The organism is Pseudomonas sp. R1-7 (assembly GCF_051132105.1).
GTDB lineage: Bacteria > Pseudomonadota > Gammaproteobacteria > Pseudomonadales > Pseudomonadaceae > Aquipseudomonas.
The window spans coordinates 2223560-2245797 of sequence record NZ_CP071661.1; the positions used below are offsets into that span (position 1 = coordinate 2223560).

Sequence of the window (22238 nt, forward strand, 5' to 3'; positions counted from 1 at the left end):
GCTCAGCCCACCGCGCAATCGGGTGCGCTGGAAATCAACTGGCAACCGCACTCACTGCGGCAACCGTTGACCACCATTTCGCGACCATTCTCGGACCATTCCCCGCAGCCTTCGACGATGGAATTGATCCCATGCCCCGGTATCGGACAGAGGACCTTATCGCCGACCAGCGCTACGGGTTTGCCTTTGATAATCATCGTGGAAGAAGCTGAGATGACTTCTCCGTTGTGAGTGGTTTTATCACCCAGCAAAACAAATCCTTGTGACATATTCAGAACTCCTGTTCCTAAGGAATCTCCGAACAAGTCTTCAACTGTGCTGAAATACGCCTGACAACCTGATCCGAGCTGCCCATGAGCCAGATGAGCTTTTCCGATTTCGAATACGCCGGAAAACGTAAGCAGACACGCCGCGAACGCTTCCTCGCTGAGATGGATCAGGTCGTGCCCTGGACAGGCCTGCTGGGACTGATCGAGCCGTTCTACCCCAAGGCCGGCGGTGGCCGTAAACCGTATCCGCTGGAAACCATGCTGCGCATCCATCTGTTGCAGAACTGGTTCTCCCTGAGCGATCCGGCCATGGAAGAAGCGCTCTACGAAATCACGCCCATTCGCCAATTCGCACGCCTGACGTTGAGCGCGCCGATCCCGGAAGACACTACGATCATGAACTTCCGGCACTTGCTGGAGAAGCATCAACTCGCACCTGCGATCCTCGCGGTCATCAACGGTTATTTACAAGAAAAAGGCCTGTCGCTGCGTCAAGGCACTATCGTCGATGCCACCATTATTCATGCCCCCAGTTCCACCAAGAACGAGGAAGGCAAGCGCGATCCCGAGATGCATCAGGCCAAGAAAGGTAATCAGTATTTCTTCGGGATGAAGGCCCATATTGGCGCCGATGCAGAGTCGGGATTGGTTCATCACGTCCATGGCACCGCCGCCAATGTGGCCGATGTCACACAGGTCGCCGAGCTACTGCACGGCGAAGAAAACGCGGTGTATGCGGACGCTGGATACACCGGTGTCGAGAAGCGTGAAGAGCATGAAAATCGTGAAGTGATCTGGCAAATCGCCGCGCGCCGCAGCACCTATTCCAAGTTGAATAAACGCAGCCTGCTGTACAAAGCCAAACGCAAGATCGAGTACTGCAAAGCTCAGACACGGGCCAAGGTTGAGCATCCGTTTCGGGTGATCAAGCGGCAGTTTGGTTACGTTAAAGTGCGCTTTCGTGGACTGATGAAAAACACAGCTCAGTTGACCACGCTGTTCGCCCTGTCAAACCTGTGGATGGCTCGAAAACAGCTGATGGGTATGGGCGAGTTGCGTGCTTAACACGGAAGACCAGACGAAATAGCCCTCAATACACGAAGCATCGGTCGTTTTTTGGCAAATAGCGGTGCGTCCCGAGGAAATTTCGACTTGCCGCCGCCGTGCGACAAGTTGATCGGAGCATCCCTAAGGTTAGTTAATAACTGATTGAGCTTGCTTCACGCAGAACGGGAACAAGTCGCTTCATTCTTTGTTCTCCGCTGCCAGGCGAATGGCTTGTAGCTTGCGCAGGTCCGGATTATGTGAACCATCGGCCACCACGGTGCCGTCGGGGTAGGTAAATTTAATGAAGCTTCCAACTTTATGTATTTTCGTTCCTTCGGAGGTGACCAGGTAATTGGAATGCAGTATGGGTTCGAAAAATACTTGCCGGGCCTGTAGCGCTTGATACTTAAGGTAGAGATTGCCTTCGCCGGCCAGACTTACGTGTTTCTTATACCCCCCGAGAAATGCCTCACTTACCCACGGGTAATAATCTTTTTTTATTGTTAAGTCTCCTTCCACTTTGAAATCGGCTCCCCCGCGTGGGGAGTTGTTGTGGTCGAAAATTACCACCACGCCGCCGCCGCCAAAATTCACGCTCTCACCAAAACGAGCCGGATCGGCGTAAGCCACGCCAAAGGTCACATTGCTCAAGCGCCATTGACACGTGCCGCCACCGTCCAGAGGCAGCTCGGCTCGATAGAGGTCACTCTGTCCTTGACGTACAGGCCATATATCAGTTCGCTGATAATCGTCACGTTGATAAGGCTTATCCATTGCCGTGTGGTCGATGAATGTACAGATGGTGGAACGGTAAATGACCTGCATGGGCCTCGCTGTCAGATCCTTAGGCACTTTCACTGTCACTGTTACTTTTTCGCTGTCCGCAGGTGGCGCCAGGCTGTAGTCCTTGGCGCATCCGCTGAGGCTCGCGAACGAAGTGATAAATATAACCGGGAGAACTGATCTCATTTTTTGTTCTCCGCGGCCAGGCGAATGGCTTGTAGCTTGCGCAGGTCGGGATTATGTGAACCATCGGCCACCACGGTGCCGTCGGGGTAGGTGAATTTAATGAAGCTTCCGACTTTATGTACTTTTGTTCCTTCAGAGGTGACCAGGTAATTGGAATGCAGTACGGGTTCGAAAAATACTTGCCTGGCCTGTAGGGCTTGATACTTGAGGTAGAGACTAGCTTCGCCTGCCAAACTGATGCGCTTTACATATCCGTCTAGGAAGTTTTCCTTTAACCATGGGTAGTAATCCTTCTTGATCATTAAGTCACCATCGATCTTGAAGTCTGCTCCTCCCCGTGGAGAGTTGTTGTGATCGAAGATGACCACAATGCCGCCGCCGCCACCAACAACCACGCTCTCGCCAAAACGAGTCGGGTCGGCATAAACGACGCCGAAGGTGACGTTGCTCAAGCGCCATTGGCACGCGCCGCCACCATCCACAGGCAGCTCGGCTCGATAGAGGTCACTCTGTCCTTGACGCACAGGCCATATATCAGCTCGCTGATAATCGTCACGTTGATAAGGCTTACCCATTGCCGTGTGGTCGGTGAACGTACAGATGGTGGAACGGTAAATGACCTGCATGGGTCTCGTTGTCAGATCCTTAGGCACTTTCACCGTTACCGTCACTTTTTCGCTGTCCGCCGGTGGCGCCAGGCTGTAGTCCTTGGCGCAGCCATTGAGGCTCGCGAACGAAGTGATAAATATAACCGGGAGAATGGATTTCATTTATTGTTCTCCGCAGCCAGGCGAATGGCTTGGAGTTTTATAAAGTCAGGCTTGGCTCTACCATCAGCGACTACACTACCGCCGGGATAAGTGAAAATGGTGTGATTACCCTTCCTCTTAATTTTAGGTCCAGCTGAATAAACAACAAAATCGAGATGCAGGACAGGTTCGAAGTGTACTCGCCGTGCTTGCAACGCTTGATAGCTGAGATAAATTTTGCCTTCGCCAGTCAAACTGACAGTCTTTCTGTATGGTCCCAAGAACTCTTCATCGACCCAGGGGTAATAATCTTTTTGTATCGTTAAGTCTCCATCTACTTTGAAGTCAGCTCCTCCTCGTGGAGAGTTGTTGTGATCGAAGATCACCACAACTCCACCGCCTCCTCCAGGAATTATGTTTTCACCAAAGCGAGCGGGATCGGCATAAGCAACACCGAAGGTGACATTGGCCAGATGCCATTGGCATGCGCCGCCCCCATCTTTGGGTAGCTCGACTTGATAAATATCACTCCGCCCCTGGCGTTCGAATTCTTTATAAACGGAGTTATGGCCATCCCGTTCGGTACGTTGGCCACTAGCGCCATAGCTGATGCGCTTACAAGTGGCCGAGCGATACATCACCCACATGGTTTCGGTTTTCAGCTCCTTGGGCAGTTTTACCGTTACCGTCACTTTTTCGCTGTCCGCCGGTGGTGCCAGGCTGTAGTCCTTGGCGCAACCGCTGAGGCTGATGAGCATTGTCACTATGGCGATGGGTATTTTTTTGATCATGATCCACTCCTTGGTCGTGTCGACGGACTCAGCTCCAGGTTTTCGTAAAGTAGGTATTCGGGTTGGCCACGGCATCGAAGCGTTGTAGCGCCTCGATACCGCCCTCGACGTCCCGTGTGGTACCCAAAGCCTGGGGCAGCAAACCCTGCAAACCCAGGAAGACCCGGTTACGGTCCCGCTCGTGTTCATGGATGTGGCTGAAATGCTCGTGCATCTGCTGCTCAAAGCGTTGTCGCTCAAGCTGCTCCTTCATCAAGGGCTCCCGCTCGGGGTTGATCGACTCCAGCAGATGGTTGTGCAGGTAGGGTTGATACTCGGACATGAAATGGTTGCCGAGGCCACTCAGTCGGCCCTTCTTGGGGTTGCCCTGGGGTGGGAAATATCGGGCCCGATCACCCGGTCGCAGCGTGCCGATCAGGCCTTCTTGCGCTTGCTTGGCCTGTTGGTCATCCTCAGGACTCAGGCTGGGTACGAGGTAGAACTTGGCCTTTTCATGCAGGGGACGAGCGATGGTGGTGTAGTAAGGCGCGCCGAGCCCATCCTTGTTGCGATAGGCCGGGTATTGCGAGCCACGTTCCTGCACGTGTTGTTCGGCTCTGAAGAACATGGCGATTTCGCCGTGGTGACAAAAAGGATCGCCATGTTTGAACACCGCGCTGGCTGTTAGCTGGAGCAATGACCAGGTAAATCCCAGGGTCGTGCCTAACGGGCCATACAAGTCGTACAGGTAATTATCCAGCGCCGCTTCGGGCGGTGCGCTGGGGATGGTGTCGGTGTCGTTGACGTGCCGGAAGTGTTGTAACTCGCCTAGGCCCTGCACAGCCTTGAGGGTGAAGGTGCGCGGCATGCCGTAGGTATACAGCAGAGGATTGTGCGTCTGCAGTGAGGCGGCATGAATCAGCCCGAGGGCGCCACCAAGACTATGGCCGCAGATAAACAATTCTTTATCACGAGCTTCAACATAAATCGTCTTGCCCAAATCATAGGCATAAATCCTTCTTGCGACTTCATAGGCATCGCGAAAGCCCAGATGCACGCTCCCTTCCGAAGTCAAATCCGCACAGGGCACCTTGGGTTCGCAGTTGGCCGCAACTTCTGGCTGGACCGGTCGAAAGGTCACGTCTGTCGCCAGGTCGGTAAAGGGGTAGGCCATCTCTGTGCCGCGCCAGGCCACCAACACCTGGGACGCACTGATGGCGTAGAACAATTGTGTATCTCCTTCCGGCGGCTCTGCTTTGCTGGTGTCCAACGGTTCGGCCGTTGTATAGCGCTCATCAAAAGGCACATCACTGACCAGACAAGGCCAATTCTGACCCCCGTCCCATATCCTCGGCGTACGTGAAAGGTCCAGGCATTGCTGGTCGAAAAATTCCTTGACGGAACCTCGGTCCTGCTCCGGCCATCTGCTGTACGACAGGATGCTCATCAGCCCCAGGTTGTAGGCATTGGCAAGGCTGTACTCCGGTTGGTGATGCAGCACCAGCGACCAGGCCCGGAGCGGACAAACCTCCAGCACATGGCGGCGGTCCAGTTGTTCATCGTCGACCGTAAAACCACTGAACGTCCGGTCCGGGAAATGAAAGGCCGGCGGTTGATTGGGGTCGGTCAATGGCGGGGACAGATCGGGCAGCCGATCGCACAAATGGCCGATACGCAAATAATGGTAGCCATGTCCGGCTTCAATGGCCTGGCGTTCGATTGGAGAAAAACCCGAACGCTGCGGACTGTGCAGCGGGGTGCGGTCGCCAATTACAGGCCTGGGCGGCTCAGGCCGTTCGGCGCGCAAACGACGGGTTTGCAGCTGCCCGGCCAGTGAGTTGGCGTCCAGCAACAAGGTGATGGCCAGCGGGTGCAGACCCTCGATACGGATCACCCCATCGGCATCGCTGATGCCGGCGTATTCGGGTACATAAGCGGTGCGCGTGGCCTCGTTCTGCGCACGGAAGGGCATGTTCGCCAAGGGTTCACCGTGTTCGTCCAGTAACTGGAGTTCAATCCAATGCTGTTTCTGTTTGCCCACGGTAATGACTTTGAATGGATTCAGCGTATCCGTACGGTGCCGGGTGTCGTTCATATCGATCGATCCTTAATAATTAATGTGTCCTTACGTAGCGAATGGGTCTGCGCCCAACGCAGATAAAACCATGCCGCTATTCGCAAACAAGCCAGTCAACGCCGTTCATTTGTTCACAAAAATAAAGTCATCCCTGTAAAAATGAACGGAGCCAATTTTCAATACCTCCAGCGAGCGCGAATGCTGATAAATCTTATTGAAGACCACTGAGTCATCGACACTCCGCAAATTGGCAAAGGCTATTTATCATTAGCGCCCTGACTAGCGTGGCGGGGTGGAACCAGCTCGCCATACTCAATGGTTCGATCGTACTGAAGATATTCCAGGGTTCCATCCGTAGCCCTACCGATGGAAAAAATAACCGCATACGTATCTCTTGGACGGTAAGCGTCACTCAATCGAAAGATATAGGCCCTATTGATCTCAAGTTTCAAAGGTCGAGCTTTTACTTTTAGGTCGTCACTCTCATAGCCATCTGGAACCGTACCAAAAACAACGCAGTCGCCGGGATGCAGTACTGTCGGCTGAGCACCCTCTCTTAGTGCGATCCCCCAAGATGCGGGGTTTCTGACACCCCCCTCGGATAGGGATACCCATCCCAACCTGAATACTGAACTGTCATTGTTTGGCAAACAGATGGCCGGCTTGTTGTCAATCGTAGCAATATCGGCATTAGCCTTGCGCCCAAATGATGTCGCGTTAGCCGAAGTACCAAGCGCCAGAGAAACACCAAACAGATAAAACATTATGTACTTCATATGTTCTACGCCTTATTTGGAAGATTAGCCTTGCTGGCAGGTGCTGCCAGAAGCCCCGCTACTGTTGAGGCGAGAAGACCAGGGCTTTGTGTAGAGTTTCGCTTATTCCACACGCCACGGGCGTCCCCCATAATGCAAATCATGTAATAGTCGGAAACAATCTCTCCTTGCTGCTCCATGTTGTAATCAGAAAAAAGCCCGCCGGCGCTCAAAATATACTTGTACGCCTCTGCCCCGCGACTGCTCACTGACATACCTTTATGTTTCACAGGGTAGCCAAGTTGATGCTGCCAAACATGAGTCATCTCATGCATAAACAAAGCCTTGTACTCCCCATCTATCGTATTGGAGAAATCGTCCCTGTAGTACTCGGTACTTGCTGGGTAGTACATCTCCCCATTGGGTGTAACAGCGGTATTCTGAAACCCCAGAAACAACCACCACCCACCGTGATGTACTTTGACTTTCGTATAGTTGATTGCATCTTTGAATACAGTTCTAGCCATGGCGATCTCGCCCGCAGTCAGCGCTCGTTTTTTGCCTTCAGGCAGCGGGACGTTTCGGGTGGAAGTACCGACATTCGTGTCGTTGGTAGAAACGTCCAAGGGCCTCAAATCAATGTCCAGTGACGTCTGAGCGTTAAGTGCCGCGCAGCAGAAAGATTCCATTTTTTCAGGAGGAAAGAGCTTCAGCTGAGTGACCTGTATGGGTTTTTCGGTTACGAGGCGCCCCGTGTAACCCTGTTCATCCGTCACGCCTTCCATGGTGCTGCCATCCACCAAGGTGACCGAATATCTGAGATTGCTTGCCAAATCACCGTTAGGACCGATCAAGCGAAGTTGTTCGTCAAAAACTGCCTCAGGCAATTCAACCCGCAAATCCCCTGGCACCAAGGTATTGACACTCATGGTCCGCCCGTCCCTGTCCGTTACCCCATTGAACACATCCCCCTGTTGGGTCGTAACGCGATAGCGGGCAAACGGCATCACAGCCTGGACGTGGTCTTTGAGCGTATAGCCGGCGGCATAACCGGCCGGTAAAGGGGATGCGGGTGTGTTCAGGCTGGCCCCTTTGGTTTTTTCCACATGGGTGGCCTTCAAATAGATATTGCCCGGCGCACCCAGCTCGATATCACCGTCTTTCAGGCGGATGTAGGCGCCACCGCAGTTGAGCACCAGCTCCTGCGGTGCGCTGATTTCTACGCGCCCTTGAACACTTTCGATCTTCACATCAGTCTTCGCCAAGGCGTGAAGATCGTTGCCTTGAGCATGTAGCTCGATTTTTCCTCCGGCAGACTTGAGTTGTATCCCAGCTTCCTTGGCCACTACGCTGATGCCGCCCTGCGCGGTGGCGGTAATGTCGTGCCCTGCACTGATATCAGCGTTGTGGGCAGCGATGATGCCAATGCTTTCGGCGCCGGAGGCCAGGCATACGGCTTCGGGGCTGATCATGCCGATCCCGCTTGGGGCGTGCAGCATTACGCCCGGTTGCTTCAAGCCGTTAAGTGCCTGGTTCAGGCGTTGCAGGCTGTCGATGTCGCTCGGCGTTGCTTGAGCGCTACGGGCCGCCTCGGCCAGGGACCGCGCCAAGGAAAGTGCACTTTCCAGCTGATCAATGGCGGCTGTCATGTCGAGTTGCTCACCCTTGGCCTTGACCTGCTCATCCGCACTGATAAACACCCCCTTGCCACCGCGAATCGCCCCCCAGCCATCGGTGCGCAACTCAAACCCTTCGCCACGCTTGTTCCGCTCGGCATCCACCAGGTGCCCCAGGTTCAACTGGCTCTTGCCGCTGTGTTCGGTGCTGAGCTTGATGTGCTCCTGCCCGCGGGTGTCGTCCAGGCGCAGTTTGTTGTTGGTCGGGGTGCGCAGGACGTTGCGGCGTTCGTTGCGGGCGGTGACCGGGTCCGGGTGGCGGTCATCGTGCAGGGCGTGGGCGATGTAGGGGCGGTCGGGGTCGCCGTGTTCGAAGGCGATCGCCACTTCGGTGCCGGCCTGCAACGGGAAGTGCAGGCCGTGGGTGTCGCCGCCGTAGGGCCGGGCGAGGCGCAGCCAGGCGCTTTCGCGGCCGGCTTGCCAGGTGTCGCGGTCGAACAGGAAGCGCACTTTGTAGCGGCCTTCGAAGTCGAGGTCGGCGTACGGCGGGTTGACCACCGGGTGGCTGATGCGGGCGGGGATGGTGCCGCTCATGCGCGGCTTGGGCAGCAGCGCCGGGCGAAAGCACACGGTTTCCGAGTAGGGAATGGCCTGGAAGGTGGCGATGAAGCTGCGGTCGCGGGCCGCTTCGGTGCGCAGGCTGACGATCACCGCGCCGGGCTCGAAGGCCTTTGGCGCACCGCCGGTGATTTTGAGCCGCTGCGCCGGGGCCAGGGTGGCGCTGCTGGTGGTGCCGCTGAGTCGGGTCTGGTCGTTGAGGTAGCGTTCGTGGCGCAGGCGGGCGTAGAAGAAACCGCTTTCGCTTTGCAGGTCTTCGTCCAGGGCATAGCGCTCGCCCAGCACCGTGTAGGGTTCGGCGTAGTGATAGGCCTCGCCGTAGGTGCCCTTGGCGCCCCGGGTGTGGTCGACTTCGCCGTCCAGGAAGGCATGGGCCTCGCGGTGATGGTAGGCGCGAAAGTTGATGTTCTTTTCCACCACCTGATGGGCGGTCTGCAGGTTCCAGACCGCGTCCTGCCCATCGGCGGTCAAGCCGGACGGCGGCCGACACGGCAACTTGACGCCGCGCTGGTAGTGCCGCTGGTCGTCGTGAAATTCCACCACGTCGATGTGCAGGCGATCGTCGCTGGTGATGCGATACCAGATGCCGACCTCGGCCAGCAGGCGCTCGACGAAGGCCAGGTCGCTCTCGTCGTATTGCATGACCTGTTCACGCCGGGGGTACTGGCGCACCAGGTTGAAATAGAACTCCTCGCCCCGGAAATCATGGCGCGTGCGCAGGATGTGCTCGACGATCTCGGGCACCGACTGCTGCTGGTAGATCCTGAATTGCTTGCCCCGTGCGAGCCGCGCGAAACGCGGTCGCAGGGTGATTTCGTAGCGAGCTTCGTCGTTGGAGCCGGACAGGCGCCTGAAGCCTGAGATCACGCCATGAAACGAGCGCAACGGTTTGATCACCGGCGGTGTGAAGCCCCTGGGCGTCGGCGGTGGCGGCACGGGGTACAGGTTGAAATGTGCCCACCGGTTGAGCACGTCGGTGGCCGCCAGGTCGTGCTCGGTGCAGGTGAACTCGATGCGGTAGAGGTAGGGACGACTCAGGTGTTCCTCGCCGGTGAAGGCCAGGACGTCGAGGTGGGCGTCGAGGTCGGAGACTCGCAGGGTGTGGCGGCTGTGGTCGAAGAAGGTCGGGAGTGGATCGGACATGCTGAAGGTCGCCCCTGGGTAACCCACGCTCATGGCGTGTGGTTTGTATTGTCGAGGGGGACCAGATTGGCTCAGGGGGCAGGGCAGGCACCATAGGTAAACCGCCCGTTCTGAATATTCAGAATCATCCTATAAAGGGGCTTTCCTATTCCTTAGGAAGTTGCCTACAAGCAAACAAAAAAAAGCCCGTATCTCGCGATACGGGCTTTTTCGAGGTGACGGCGTCCGGGCAATCAGCCCGTCAAACCAGCCTGCTGAACCAGGGTCAGCAACGGTTGCGGGTACACACCGAGGAAGAACGCCAACACGGCGATGGCCAGCAGCATCACGCCGCCTGCCTTCTGTTCCCAGTGCAACTCGGCATCGTGGCGACGCAGGTTCGGTTCCATCAGGTACAGGGTGACCATGACGCGCAGGTAGTAGAACACGCCGATGGCACTGCCCAGCACCAGGGAGCCGACCAGCCACCATTGGTGAGCCTCGACGCCGGTGGCGATGATGTAGAACTTGCCGATGAAGCCGGCGGTCAGCGGGATGCCGGCCAGGGACAGCATCATCACGGTCAGCACGGCGGTCAGGTACGGACGGCGCCAGAACAGGCCGCGGTATTCGTACAGGGCGTCGGCGTCGCGGCCGTTGTACGGCGAGGACATCAGGGTGATCACGCCGAAGGCGCCGAGGCTGGTGATCACGTAGGTGACCAGGTACACGCCGATGGCTTCCACGGCCAGACCCTTGCTGGCGATCAGGGCGATCAGCAGGTATCCGAAGTGGGCGATGGACGAGTAACCCAGCAGACGCTTGAGGTTACTTTGGGTCAGCGCCAGCAGGTTACCGAACAGGATCGACGCGATGGCGATGATGGTCAGCACGTTGCTCAGCACGCCGCTGCTCGCCACTGGCGAGATCTGGAACAGCCGCACCATGACCGCGAACACCGCCACTTTCGATGCGGTGGCGAGGAACGCCGCCACGGGCGCCGGGGCGCCTTCGTAGACGTCCGGGGTCCAGAGGTGAAACGGTACCAGCGACAGCTTGAACGCCAGGCCGATCAGCATCATGCCCAGGCCCAATTGCGCGATCGGGCTAGGCAGGCCGGTGGCCGCCAGGGCCTGGCCGATGCCGACGAAGCTCAGGGTGCCGGCTTCGGCGTAGAGCAGGGCCATGCCGAACAACAGGAACGCGGAACCGGCCGCCGACAGCACCATGTACTTGATGCCGGCTTCCAGGGAGCGTTTGTTGAAGAAGGCGTAGGCCACCAGGCCGTAGACCGGCACCGACAGCAGCTCCAGGCCGATGAACAGGCTGGCCAGGTGCTGCGCGCTGACCAGGACCAGGCCACCGGCGGCGGCCATCAGGATCAGCAGGTACAGTTCTTCGCGGTTGCCCGGGTAACCCGAACCGCCATCACCCAGGTAGGCGTGGGCGAGGGTGACGCAGGCGAGGGTGGCGACCAGGATCAGCGCCATGTACAGGCAGGCGAAGCTGTCGATCTGGATCAGCGGCGTGACCGCCAATGGAGCGACTTTCAGGGCCGGCAGAATCGACAGCAAGGCCAGGTTCAGCCCCGCCACCGACAGCAGGAAGGTCTGCGAGTGATTGCGCCGCCAGGCGATCGCCAGCATCACCACGATGATCGTGGCGCTGGTGATCAACAGCGGCGCAAGCGCGATAAAGTGTTGAATCGTGAATTCCATAGCGCTCTTACCGGGCCGAAGCGAGTTGAGAGAAGGCGGTGCCGAGCCACTGCTGCACGCCATGCATCGTGGCGGCGGAAGTGTCGAGGAACGGCTGCGGATAAACGCCGAGGTAGACCAGCAGCACCGCAAGGCCAAGCACCATGATCAGTTCGCGACCGTCCATGCCACGCAGCACTTCGTCCGACTTGGCCGGACCGAAGTAGGCGCGATGGATCATGATCAGCGAATAGACCGAACCGAACACCAGGCCGGACGTGGCAATCGCGGTGATCCATGGGGCGCTGACGAACGAGCCGATCAGGATCAGGAACTCGCCGACGAAGTTGCCGGTGCCCGGCAGGCCCAGGGAAGCGGCCGCGAAGAACAGGCTGATGGCCGGCAGGTAGGCGATGCGCGACCAGATGCCGCCCATTTCACGCATGTCACGGGTGTGCAGGCGCTCGTACAACTGGCCGCTGAGGATAAACAGCGCCGCCGCCGAAAGACCGTGGGCCAGCATCTGGATCACCGCGCCTTGCAGGGCCAGTTGGCTGCCGGAGTAGATCCCGATCAGCACGAAGCCCATGTGCGAAACGCTGGAGAACGCGATCAGGCGCTTGATGTCGGTCTGGGCGAACGCCAGGAACGCACCGTAGAAAATCCCGATCAGGCCCAGGGTCATGGCAATCGGCGCGAACTCGGCCGAGGCATTCGGGAACAGCGGCAGGGCGAAACGCAGCAGGCCATAGGCTGCTGTCTTCAACAGGATACCCGCCAGGTCAACGGAACCTGCGGTCGGCGCCTGGGCGTGGGCGTCCGGCAGCCAGGAGTGGAACGGCACCACCGGCAGCTTCACCGCGAAGGCGATGAAGAAGCCCAGCATCAGCACGTACTCGGTGGTGCGCGACATCTGCACTTTCAACAGGTCGGCGTAGTTGAAGGTAATCACGCCGGTGTTGTTAAAGTTCACCAGGACCAGGCCAAGGATCGCCACCAACATGATCAGGCCGGAAGCCTGGGTGAAGATGAAGAACTTGGTCGCCGCGTAGATCCGGGTCTTCTTGCCGTCCGAAGAACTGTGACCCCAGAGCGCGATGAGGAAGTACATCGGCACCAGCATCATTTCCCAGAAGAAGAAGAACATGAACAGGTCCAGCGCCAGGAACACGCCGACGACACCGCCCAGGATCCACATCAGGTTCAGGTGGAAGAAACCGACGTGACGCTGAATCTCTTTCCAGGAGCAGAGTACCGAGAGGATACCCAGCAGGCCGGTCAGCAGGATCATCAGCAGCGACAGGCCGTCGAGGGCCAGGTGCACGCTGATGCCGAAGCGCTCGATCCAGGTGTGCTTGAACTCAAGCGCCCAGGTTGGATCGGCGCCAGGGGCCGGTGCAAATGAATAGTCGCCGGTCGCCCACAGCCAGAGGCCGAGTGCGAGTTCCAGGGACATGGTCAGCAGCGCAATCCAGCGCGGGAGGGTGGAGCTGGAGCGCTCCGCCATCCAGCACAGCAGGCCGCCGATGAAGGGGATCAGGATTAGCCAGGGCAGAATCATGACGGGCTCGTTTCCTTTCGCAAGTTCGCAAGGTTCATATCAGACCGCTACCAGCACGATGGCGCCGATAACCAGCACGGCGCCAGCCGCCATGGAAGCCGCATACCAACGCAGTTGACCGGTCTCGGTACGGCTCAGGGCAGTGTGGCCGCCCTTGGCCATGCGCGGGATCAGGCCAATGGTCTGGTCGAGCGGGTCTTTGCGCAGAATGTGGCTGATCGCAAGGTATGGCTTGACGAACAGTTTGTCGTAGATCCAATCGAAGCCCCAGGCAGCGAACCACCAGGCCGAAAGGAAACGCCCGATGCCGCTGTTGGCGACTGCCGTGACGAAGCGACGCTTGCCCAGGAACAGCAGGGCGGCCAGCAGGATACCCGCCAGGGCGATGGCGCCCGAGGCGATTTCCAGGCTGTGCTTGGCTTCGCCGCCGGCATGGCCGACGCTTTGCGGCAGCACATCGGCCAGCGGCGGAGTGATCATGGCGCCGACGAAGGTCGACAGCACGATCAGCACCGACAGCGGTAGCCAGTGGGCAATGCCGTGGCCGGCGTGGGCTTCGGTCTTGGCTTCACCGTGGAACGCGATGAAGATCAGGCGGAAGGTGTAGAGCGAGGTCATGAACGCACCCACCAGGCCCGCATACAGCAGACCTTGGTTACCGCTGGCGAACGCTTCCCAGAGGATTTCGTCCTTGGAATAGAAACCGGCGGTGACCAGTGGCAGGGCCGCCAGGGCCGCGCCGCCAACGATGAAGCTGGCGTAGGCCAACGGCAGTTTCTTCCACAGGCCGCCCATCTTGAAGATGTTCTGTTCGTGGTGGCAGGCAACGATCACTGCACCGGAGGCAAGGAACAGCAGGGCCTTGAAGAAGGCGTGGGTCATCAGGTGGAAGATCGCGCCTTCCCAGGCACCGACGCCCAGGGCCAGGAACATGTAGCCGATCTGGCTCATGGTCGAGTAGGCGAGGATGCGCTTGATGTCGGTCTGGACCAGTGCGGCAAAACCGGCCAGCACCAGGGTCACGCCGCCAACGAGGCCGACCAGGTGCAGGATGTCCGGCGCCAGGGCGAACAGGCCGTGGGTACGAGCGATCAGGTAGACACCAGCGGTCACCATGGTCGCGGCGTGGATCAGTGCCGAAACCGGGGTAGGGCCCGCCATCGCGTCCGCCAACCAGGTCTGCAGTGGCAGTTGCGCGGATTTACCGACAGCGCCACCCAGCAGCATCAAGGTCGCCAGGACGATCCAGAAGTCGCCGGCCTTGAAGTGCTCGGGTGCCTTGACCAACAGCTCCTGGATGTTCAGCGTACCCAGTTGCTGGAACAGGATGAACAGGCCGATGGCCATGAACACGTCGCCGATCCGGGTCACGATGAACGCCTTGAGTGCGGCGTTACCGTTGTTGCGGTTGCTGTAGTAGAAACCGATCAACAGGTACGAGCACAGGCCCACGCCTTCCCAGCCAAAGTACAGGAACAGCAGGTTATCGCCGAGCACCAGGAACAGCATGCTGGCGATGAACAGGTTGGTGTAGGCGAAGAAACGCGAATAACCGGCCTCACCGCGCATGTACCAGGAGGCGAACAGGTGGATCAGGAAACCCACGCCGACCACCACGCCAAGCATGGTCACCGACAGGCCGTCCAGGTAGAGGGCGAAGTTAGGCGTGAAGCCTTCCACCGCCATCCACTGCCACAGCACCTGCACGTACGCGCCACCTTCCGGCGGTGCGACGTTGAATTGCCAGATCACGTAGGCCGTGACAATGGCGGACAGGCCGATGGAACCCACGCCCACCAGCGCCGAAAGGTTTTCCGACCAGCGTCCACGGGAGAACGACAGCAGCAGGAAACCGATGAGGGGAAATATGAAAGTCAGGAAAAGAAGGTTCATCCGCGCATCTCGCTGGCAGCGTCAATATCGAGAGTGTGGAAGCGGCGATACAGCTGCAACAGGATCGCCAGGCCGATACTGGCCTCGGCGGCTGCCAGGCTGATCACCAGGATGAACATGATCTGTCCATCCGGTTGGGCCCAGCGAGCGCCCGCGACGATGAAGGCCAGGGCGGAGGCATTCATCATGACCTCCAGGCTCATCAGCACGAACAGAATGTTGCGGCGGACCATCAGGCCGACCAGACCGAGACAGAACAGGATGCCGGCGACCGCCAGACCATGCTCGAGAGGGATAGCAGGCATGTGATTACTCCTTCGCCTCGTTACGGCCCAAATGGAACGCCGTGACGACTGCGGCAAGCAGCAGCATCGAGGCGAGTTCGACCACCAGCAGGTACGGACCGAACAGGCTGATGCCCACGGCCTTGGCGTCTACGGTGGTGTGGCCGATGGCCTGGCCGCTCTGGTGGGCGAACAGCACATACAGCAGTTCACCCAGCAGCAGGGCGGCGAGAATCACCGGTCCTGCCCAGATGCCCGGCTTGAGCCAGTCGCGTTCCTGCTGGATTGCCGCAGGGCCGAGGTTGAGCATCATCACCACGAACACGAACAGCACCATGATGGCGCCGGCGTAGGCGATCACTTCCAGGGCACCGGCAAACGGTGCACCGAGGGCGAAGAAGGTCATGGCCACGGCGATCAGCGAAATGATCAGGTAGAGCAGGGCATGCACGGGGTTGGTATTGGTGACCACACGAAGTGTGGAGACCACCGCGATACCCGATGCGAAATAGAAAGCGAATTCCATCTTTCTTCCTTAAGGCAGCAAGCTCTTCACGTTGATCGGTTCGGCTTCGTTCTGCGCGGCGCCTTTCGGCTTACCGGCAATGGCCATACCTGCAACACGATAGAAGTTGTAATCAGGGTTTTTACCGGGACCGGAAATCAGCAGGTCTTCTTTCTCGTACACCAGGTCCTGACGCTTGAAGTCAGCCATTTCGAAATCCGGCGTGAGCTGGATCGCGGTGGTCGGGCACGCTTCCTCGCACAAGCCGCAGAAAATGCAGCGCGAGAAGTTGATACGGAAGAAGTCCGGGTACCAGCGACCGTCTTCGGTTTCGGCTTTCTGCAGGGAGATACAGCCCACCGGACATGCCACGGCGCAGAGGTTGCAGGCTACGCAGCGCTCTTCGCCGTCGGGGTCGCGGGTCAGGACGATGCGCCCACGATAACGCGGTGCCAGGTAGACCGGTTCTTCCGGGTATTGCAGGGTGTCGCGCTTGCGAAAGCCATGGCCGAAGATCATGACCAGGCTTCGCAGCTGGGTACCGGTACCCTTAACGATGTCGCCAATATATTTGAACATGGGTCAAATCCTCACTGAACCGCGGCCGCAGGCGCGTTCATCAAAACGATCGCAGCGGTCACCAGCATGTTGATCAGGGTCAGCGGCAGACAGAATTTCCAGCTGAAATCCATCACCTGGTCGTAGCGTGGGCGCGGGATCGAGGCGCGCAGCAGGACGAACAGCATGATGAAGAACGCGGTCTTCAGGGCGAACCACACGAAGGACAGTTGCGGCAGGATGCCGAACGGACCGTGCCAGCCACCGAAGAACAACGTCACCAGCAATGCCGAGATCAGGATGATGCCGATGTACTCGCCAACGAAGAACATGCCCCATTTCATGCCGGCATATTCAATGTGGTAACCGTCGGCCAGTTCCTGTTCCGCTTCCGGCTGGTCGAAGGGGTGACGGTGCGTCACGGCCACGCCCGCGATGAAGAAAGTACAGAAGCCGAAGAACTGCGGAATGATGAACCACAGGTTCTGCGCCTGGTACTCGACGATGTCGCGCATGTTGAACGAACCGGCCTGGATCACGATGCCCATCAGCGAAAGGCCCATGAACACTTCGTAGGACACGGTCTGGGCCGAGGCCCGCAGGCTGCCGAGCAGGGCGAACTTGTTGTTGCTCGACCAACCGGCGAACAACACCGCGTACACCGACAGGCCGGCCATGGCGAAGAAGAACAGCAGGCCGATGTTCAGGTCCGCCACGCCCCAGGTCGGGGTGATCGGGATGACCGCGAAGGCGATCAGCAAGGCGCTCATGGCCACGACCGGTGCCAGGGTGAAGATCACCTTGTCGGCGAACGGTGGCGTCCAGTCTTCCTTGAAGAACATCTTCACCATGTCGGCGGCGATCTGGAACATGCCGAACGGGCCAACGCGGTTCGGACCGTAGCGGTCCTGCCACCAGCCCAGCAGGCGACGTTCGACGAAGCTCAGCAACGCGCCGCAGACCACCACGGCCAGCAAGACCACGATGGCCTTGAGGACCGTCAGGATCACGGCGATCACTTCAGGGGTGAACCAGCTCATTGCGCTGCCTCCTGCAGACCGTCGACGGTTTTGCCGAAAATAGCCGGTGGAATACCCGCCAGGCCAGCCGGCAGGGCCACCAGGCCGGCGCCCAGTTCTTCATTGATGCGCAGCGGCAGGCGCAGGGTCTGGCCGGCCACGTTCAGGCTCAGCAGGGCACCGTCGTTGACGCCCAGGCGATCGGCTTCGGACTTGGCGAGCGACACGTAGGCGGCCGGGATGCGTTCCTGTACCGGCTCGGCCCGGGAGGAGTTTTCCTCACTGCCGAACAGGTGATGGAACGGTACGACCTGCCAGGTGCCTGGTGCCGGATTGAAGGCCCGCGGAACACTGGCGAACCAGCCCAGGCCATCGCCCTGGCTTTCGATCAGGCGAGTGCCCGGATCACCGGCGCGCAGGTGACCGCCGACTTCGTCCTGGAACTTGTTCCAGGCTTGTGGCGAGTTCCAGCCCGGCGACCAGGCGAACGGCACTTGCGAGCGCGGTTCGGCGGAGCCCGAGTAGCCTTCCATGGAGAAGGCGAACGCGGTGTCCTTGTCCTGCGGGGTACGCGGTTCATGGACGCTGATGTTGGCGCGCATCGCGGTACGACCGGAGTAGCGCAGCGGTTCGCGCGCCAGCTTCAGGCCCTTGATGCGGAACGCGGCGGACGGCGCGGCGTCGACCACACCGGCCAGTTGCGGGCTGCTCGAAGCAACGGCGGCGGTGACGTGGTCCAGCTGGGTCCAGTCGATTGGCTGGTTCAGCAGGGTGGCGCGCAGGGCGTGCAGCCAGCGCCAGCCCTCGTGGACCAGGATGCTGGCGTCCAGGTATTGCGGGTCGAAAACCTGGAAGAAGCGCTGGGCGCGACCTTCCTGGCTGACCAGCGTACCGTCGCCTTCGGCGAAGCTCGCCGCCGGCAGCACCAGGTCGGCGCGGTCGGTGGTGGCGGTTTTCTGGTGGTCGGCGACGATCACGACCTTGGCGGCGTTCAGCGCAGCATCGACCTTGGCCTTGTCAGTGCGGGTGAACAGATCGTTCTCCAGCACCACGATAGCGTCGGCGCTTCCGTCAATCACGGCTTGCAGGGCTGCATCGACCGATTCGCCACCGAGCATGGCCAGGCCGAGGCTGTTGGCTTCCGGCACGACCAGGCTGATGGAACCGTTCTTGTCGCGCAGCTTCAAGGCCTTGGCGATGTTGGCCGCGGCTTCGATCAGCGCCTTGGAACCCAGGGAGGTGCCGGCGATGATCAGCGGGCGCTTGGCCGCCAGCAGGGCGTCGGCGATGCGTTGGGCGAGGGCGGCTGCTTCACTGTCCAGGCCGTCGACCGCAGGGGCGCTGGCGTCCAGGGCGTGGGCCACGGCGAAACCGATGCGCGCCAGGTCGTCCGGGGCCGCGTGGACGCATTCTTCGGCCACGTCGTCGAGCTTGGTTTCAGCGAGGCTGGCGATGAACAGCGGGTTCAGCGCGTGCTGGCCGATGTTCTTCACGGCGGCGTCAAGCCACGGCTGGACGCGCATGGCGTCGGCCATGTCCTCGGCCTTGCCCTTGACCGACTGGCGCAGGGCCAGGGCCATGCGGGCGGCGGTCTGGGTCAGGTCTTCGCCAAGGACGAACACCGCGTCGTGGTCTTCGATGTCGCGCATCGTCGGTACGGGCAGCGGGCTGTCATTGAGCACTTGCAGCACCAGGCGGATGCGTTCCAGCTCGCCGGCCTCGATGCCACTGTAGAAGTGCTCGGCGCCGACCAGTTCACGCAAGGCGTAGTTGCTTTCCAGGCTGGCGCGAGGCGAACCGATGCCGACGATGTTGCGTCCGCGCAGCAGTTCGGCGGCCTTGTCCAACGCTTCGTCCAGGCTCAGCTTGGCGCCGTTGGCCAGCAGCGGCTGGCGTGGACGGTCCTTGCGGTTGACGTAGCCATAGCCGAAACGGCCACGGTCGCACAGGAAGTACTGGTTGACCGAACCGTTGAAGCGGTTTTCGATGCGACGCAGTTCACCGTAGCGTTCGCCCGGGCTGATGTTGCAGCCGCTGGAGCAGCCATGGCAGATGCTCGGCGAGAACTGCATGTCCCACTTGCGGTTGTAACGCTCGGAGTGCGTCTTGTCGGTGAACACACCGGTCGGGCAGACCTCGGTGAGGTTGCCGGAGAACTCGCTTTCCAGGGTGCCGTCTTCAACGCGACCGAAGTACACGTTGTCGTGGGCGCCGAATACGCCCAGGTCGGTGCCGCCCGCGTAGTCCTTGTAGAAACGCACGCAGCGGTAGCAGGCGATGCAGCGGTTCATTTCGTGGGAAATGAACGGGCCGAGGTCCTGGTTCTGGTGGGTGCGCTTGGTGAAGCGATAACGGCGCTCGTTGTGGCCGGTCATCACGGTCATGTCTTGAAGGTGGCAGTGGCCGCCTTCCTCACAGACCGGGCAGTCGTGGGGGTGGTTGGTCATCAGCCATTCGACGACGCTGGCGCGAAAGACTTTCGCTTCTTCGTCATCGATGGAGATCCAGCTGCCGTCGGTGGCGGGGGTCATGCAGGACATGACGATCCGACCACGCTTGTCGTTCTCGTCGGTGTACTGCTTGACCGCGCACTGGCGACAAGCGCCAACGCTGCCAAGGGCGGGGTGCCAGCAGAAATAAGGAATGTCGAGGCCCAGCGACAGACAAGCCTGTAACAGGTTGTCTGCGCCATCGACTTCGAGCTCTTTGCCGTCTACGTGGATAGTGGCCATGGTTCAAAGTTCTTCGTTGGCCCGGTGTCAGCGGGCGTGGCTAATGGAATCTTGTCATTCGTCCGAATCCAAACAGCCTCGGTAAAGAGGCGTCATCGAACGAAAGGCGAAGGGCACGGACCCTTCGCCTTGTTAAGCGTCGTTACGCGCCGACCATGGTCGGCGTGACCACCTGATTGAGGTCGTCCGCGCGGGTTGGCGCGATGCCGGCCTCGAATTCAGGGCGGAAGTATTTGATTGCGCTGCCCAAAGGCTCCACGGCACCCGGTGCGTGAGCACAGAAGGTCTTGCCTGGGCCGAGGAAACCCACCAGGCCCAGCAGGGTCTCGATGTCGCCGGGTTGGCCTTGGCCTTTCTCAATGGCCATCAGGAGCTTGACGCTCCAGGGCAGGCCATCGCGGCAAGGGGTGCAGAAACCGCAGGATTCGCGCGAGAAAAACTGTTCCATGTTGCGCAGCAGCGAGACCATGTTGACGCTGTCGTCCACCGCCATTGCCAGGCCGGTACCCATCCGGGTGCCCACCTTGGCGATGCCGCCGGCGTACATTTGTGCGTCCAGATGTTCCGGCAACAGGAAACCGGTACCGGCGCCGCCGGGCTGCCAGCACTTGAGCTTGTAGCCGTCGCGCATGCCGCCGGCATAGTCCTCGAACAGCTCGCGAGCGGTGACGCCGAAGGGCAGCTCCCACAGGCCAGGGTTCTTGACCTTGCCGGAGAAGCCCATGAGCTTGGTGCCCATGTCTTCGCTACCGTCGCGCGCCAGGGATTTGTACCAGTCCACGCCGTCGGCGATGATCGCCGGCACGTTGCACAGGGTCTCGACGTTGTTCACGCAAGTCGGCTTGCCCCACACACCCACCGCGGCAGGGAAGGGCGGCTTGGAGCGTGGGTTGGCGCGGCGGCCTTCCAGGGAGTTGATCAGCGCGGTTTCTTCACCGCAGATGTAACGCCCGGCACCGGTGTGGACGAACAGCTCGAAATCGAAGCCGCTGCCCAGGATGTTCTTGCCCAGCAGCCCCGCGGCCTTGGCTTCTTCCACGGCACGGTTCAGGTGCTTGGCGGCGGTGGTGTATTCGCCGCGCAGGAAGATGTAGCCACGGTAGGTCTTCAGCGCACGTGCGCTGATCAGCATGCCTTCGATCAGCAGATGGGGCAGTTGCTCCATCAGCATGCGGTCTTTCCAGGTGTTGGGTTCCATCTCGTCCGCGTTGCACAGCAGGTAGCGGATATTGATGGATTCGTCCTTGGGCATCAGGCCCCACTTCACCCCAGTGGGGAAGCCCGCACCGCCACGGCCCTTGAGGCCAGCGTCTTTCACGGTCTGGACGATGTCGTCGGCGGCCATGTCGGCGAATGCCTTGCGCGCGGCGGCGTAGCCGTTCTTCGCCTGGTATTCGTCCAGCCACACCGCTTCGCCGTCGTCACGCAGGCGCCAGGTCAGGGGATGGGTTTCGGCCGAACGCTGGATGCGGTTGGCGGGCCCGAAGGAAGTCAGGGTCATACGTAGCCCTCCAGCAGTTTGGCGACGCCATCCGGCTTGACGTCACCAAAGGTGTCGTCATCGATCATCAGTGCCGGCGCCTTGTCGCAGTTGCCCAGGCAGCACACCGGCAGCAGGGTGAAGCGGCCGTCGGCGGTGGTCTGGCCCAGGCCGATGCCCAGCTTGTCCTGGAGCTCGCCGACCACCGACTCGTGGCCGCCGATGTAGCAGACCATGCTGTCGCAGACGCGGATGATGTGGCGGCCCACTGGCTGGCGGAAAATCTGGCTGTAGAACGTCGCGACGCCTTCGACGTCGCTGGCCGGGATGCCAAGGATCTCGCCGATGGCGTAGAGCGCGCCGTCAGGCACCCAGCCACGTTCCTTCTGGACGATCTTCAGGGCTTCGATCGACGCCGCGCGCGGGTCTTCGTAGTGATGCAGCTCGTGCTCGATGGCCGAGCGCTCGGTTTCGCTCAGGGCGAAACGGTCAGTCTGGATAAGCGTGCTGTTCATGC

Annotated in this window: 17 protein-coding genes and 1 pseudogene; 1 reads left to right on the forward strand and 17 read right to left on the reverse strand. The window is 59.8% G+C overall.

The window, feature by feature from the left end:
- Positions 1-2 precede the first annotated feature (2 nt).
- Positions 3-269, reverse strand: coding sequence for a PAAR domain-containing protein (locus J3P79_RS10055; RefSeq protein ID WP_434610109.1), 267 nt, complete (start codon positions 267-269; stop codon positions 3-5).
- Between the two features lie 84 nt (positions 270-353).
- Between J3P79_RS10055 and J3P79_RS10060 the strand changes: the two genes are divergently transcribed.
- Positions 354-1334 (forward strand): IS5 family transposase, encoded by a 981-nt coding sequence (locus J3P79_RS10060; protein WP_434610111.1) that lies wholly within the window; start codon positions 354-356, stop codon positions 1332-1334.
- Between the two features lie 180 nt (positions 1335-1514).
- Here J3P79_RS10060 and J3P79_RS10065 read toward each other — a convergent pair whose 3' ends face one another.
- The 16 genes and pseudogenes from J3P79_RS10065 to nuoE all read right to left on the reverse strand — a co-directional run bounded on the left by J3P79_RS10065 (position 1515) and on the right by nuoE (position 22236).
- Positions 1515-2285 carry a hypothetical protein gene (locus tag J3P79_RS10065; protein WP_434610113.1) on the reverse strand — a complete coding sequence of 257 codons (771 nt, stop codon included), beginning with the start codon at positions 2283-2285 and terminating at the stop codon, positions 1515-1517.
- Positions 2282-3055: a hypothetical protein gene (locus J3P79_RS10070; protein WP_434610115.1), complete on the reverse strand. Its 774-nt coding sequence runs from the start codon at positions 3053-3055 to the stop codon at positions 2282-2284. The genes J3P79_RS10065 and J3P79_RS10070 overlap by 4 nt, the downstream gene beginning before the upstream one ends.
- A complete protein-coding gene (locus J3P79_RS10075) occupies positions 3052-3825 on the reverse strand; it encodes a hypothetical protein (protein ID WP_434610118.1) in 774 nt (257 codons plus the stop codon). Before J3P79_RS10075 ends, J3P79_RS10070 begins: the two co-directional genes overlap by 4 nt.
- Positions 3826-3853: 28 nt before the next feature.
- Positions 3854-5899, reverse strand: a complete 2046-nt coding sequence (locus tag J3P79_RS10080) for a lipase family protein (protein ID WP_434610119.1) — start codon at positions 5897-5899, stop codon at positions 3854-3856.
- Between the two features lie 239 nt (positions 5900-6138).
- Entirely contained in the window at positions 6139-6657 is a 519-nt protein-coding gene (locus J3P79_RS10085; protein WP_434610121.1) for a hypothetical protein, read from the reverse strand.
- A 1016-nt stretch (positions 6658-7673) separates the two neighbouring features.
- Positions 7674-10013, reverse strand: a pseudogene (locus J3P79_RS10090) (type VI secretion system Vgr family protein); the annotation flags it as partial.
- A gap of 233 nt (positions 10014-10246) precedes the next feature.
- The gene (gene nuoN, locus J3P79_RS10095) at positions 10247-11710 is read right to left on the reverse strand and encodes an NADH-quinone oxidoreductase subunit NuoN (RefSeq protein ID WP_003203388.1); all 1464 of its coding nucleotides are present in this window, start codon (positions 11708-11710) and stop codon (positions 10247-10249) included.
- A 7-nt stretch (positions 11711-11717) separates the two neighbouring features.
- Entirely contained in the window at positions 11718-13250 is a 1533-nt protein-coding gene (gene nuoM, locus J3P79_RS10100) for an NADH-quinone oxidoreductase subunit M (RefSeq protein ID WP_305495566.1), read from the reverse strand.
- Between the two features lie 39 nt (positions 13251-13289).
- Positions 13290-15143: an NADH-quinone oxidoreductase subunit L gene (nuoL, locus tag J3P79_RS10105; RefSeq protein ID WP_434610124.1), complete on the reverse strand. Its 1854-nt coding sequence runs from the start codon at positions 15141-15143 to the stop codon at positions 13290-13292.
- On the reverse strand, positions 15140-15448 hold the full coding sequence (nuoK, locus tag J3P79_RS10110; RefSeq protein ID WP_003180046.1) for an NADH-quinone oxidoreductase subunit NuoK: 309 nt from the start codon (positions 15446-15448) through the stop codon (positions 15140-15142). The genes nuoL and nuoK overlap by 4 nt, the downstream gene beginning before the upstream one ends.
- 4 nt (positions 15449-15452) lie before the next feature.
- Positions 15453-15953, reverse strand: a complete 501-nt coding sequence (gene nuoJ, locus J3P79_RS10115) for an NADH-quinone oxidoreductase subunit J (RefSeq protein ID WP_434610127.1) — start codon at positions 15951-15953, stop codon at positions 15453-15455.
- A 9-nt stretch (positions 15954-15962) separates the two neighbouring features.
- Positions 15963-16511 carry an NADH-quinone oxidoreductase subunit NuoI gene (nuoI, locus tag J3P79_RS10120; RefSeq protein ID WP_024779320.1) on the reverse strand — a complete coding sequence of 183 codons (549 nt, stop codon included), beginning with the start codon at positions 16509-16511 and terminating at the stop codon, positions 15963-15965.
- Positions 16512-16522: 11 nt separating this feature from the next.
- Positions 16523-17530, reverse strand: a complete 1008-nt coding sequence (gene nuoH / locus J3P79_RS10125) for an NADH-quinone oxidoreductase subunit NuoH (RefSeq protein ID WP_039592869.1) — start codon at positions 17528-17530, stop codon at positions 16523-16525.
- Positions 17527-20241 (reverse strand): NADH-quinone oxidoreductase subunit NuoG, encoded by a 2715-nt coding sequence (gene nuoG / locus J3P79_RS10130; RefSeq protein WP_434610130.1) that lies wholly within the window; start codon positions 20239-20241, stop codon positions 17527-17529. Before nuoG ends, nuoH begins: the two co-directional genes overlap by 4 nt.
- Before the next feature lie 142 nt (positions 20242-20383).
- The gene (gene nuoF, locus J3P79_RS10135) at positions 20384-21742 is read right to left on the reverse strand and encodes an NADH-quinone oxidoreductase subunit NuoF (RefSeq protein ID WP_434610133.1); all 1359 of its coding nucleotides are present in this window, start codon (positions 21740-21742) and stop codon (positions 20384-20386) included.
- Positions 21739-22236 carry an NADH-quinone oxidoreductase subunit NuoE gene (gene nuoE / locus J3P79_RS10140; RefSeq protein ID WP_434610136.1) on the reverse strand — a complete coding sequence of 166 codons (498 nt, stop codon included), beginning with the start codon at positions 22234-22236 and terminating at the stop codon, positions 21739-21741. Before nuoE ends, nuoF begins: the two co-directional genes overlap by 4 nt.
- Between the last annotated feature and the right edge of the window lie 2 nt (positions 22237-22238).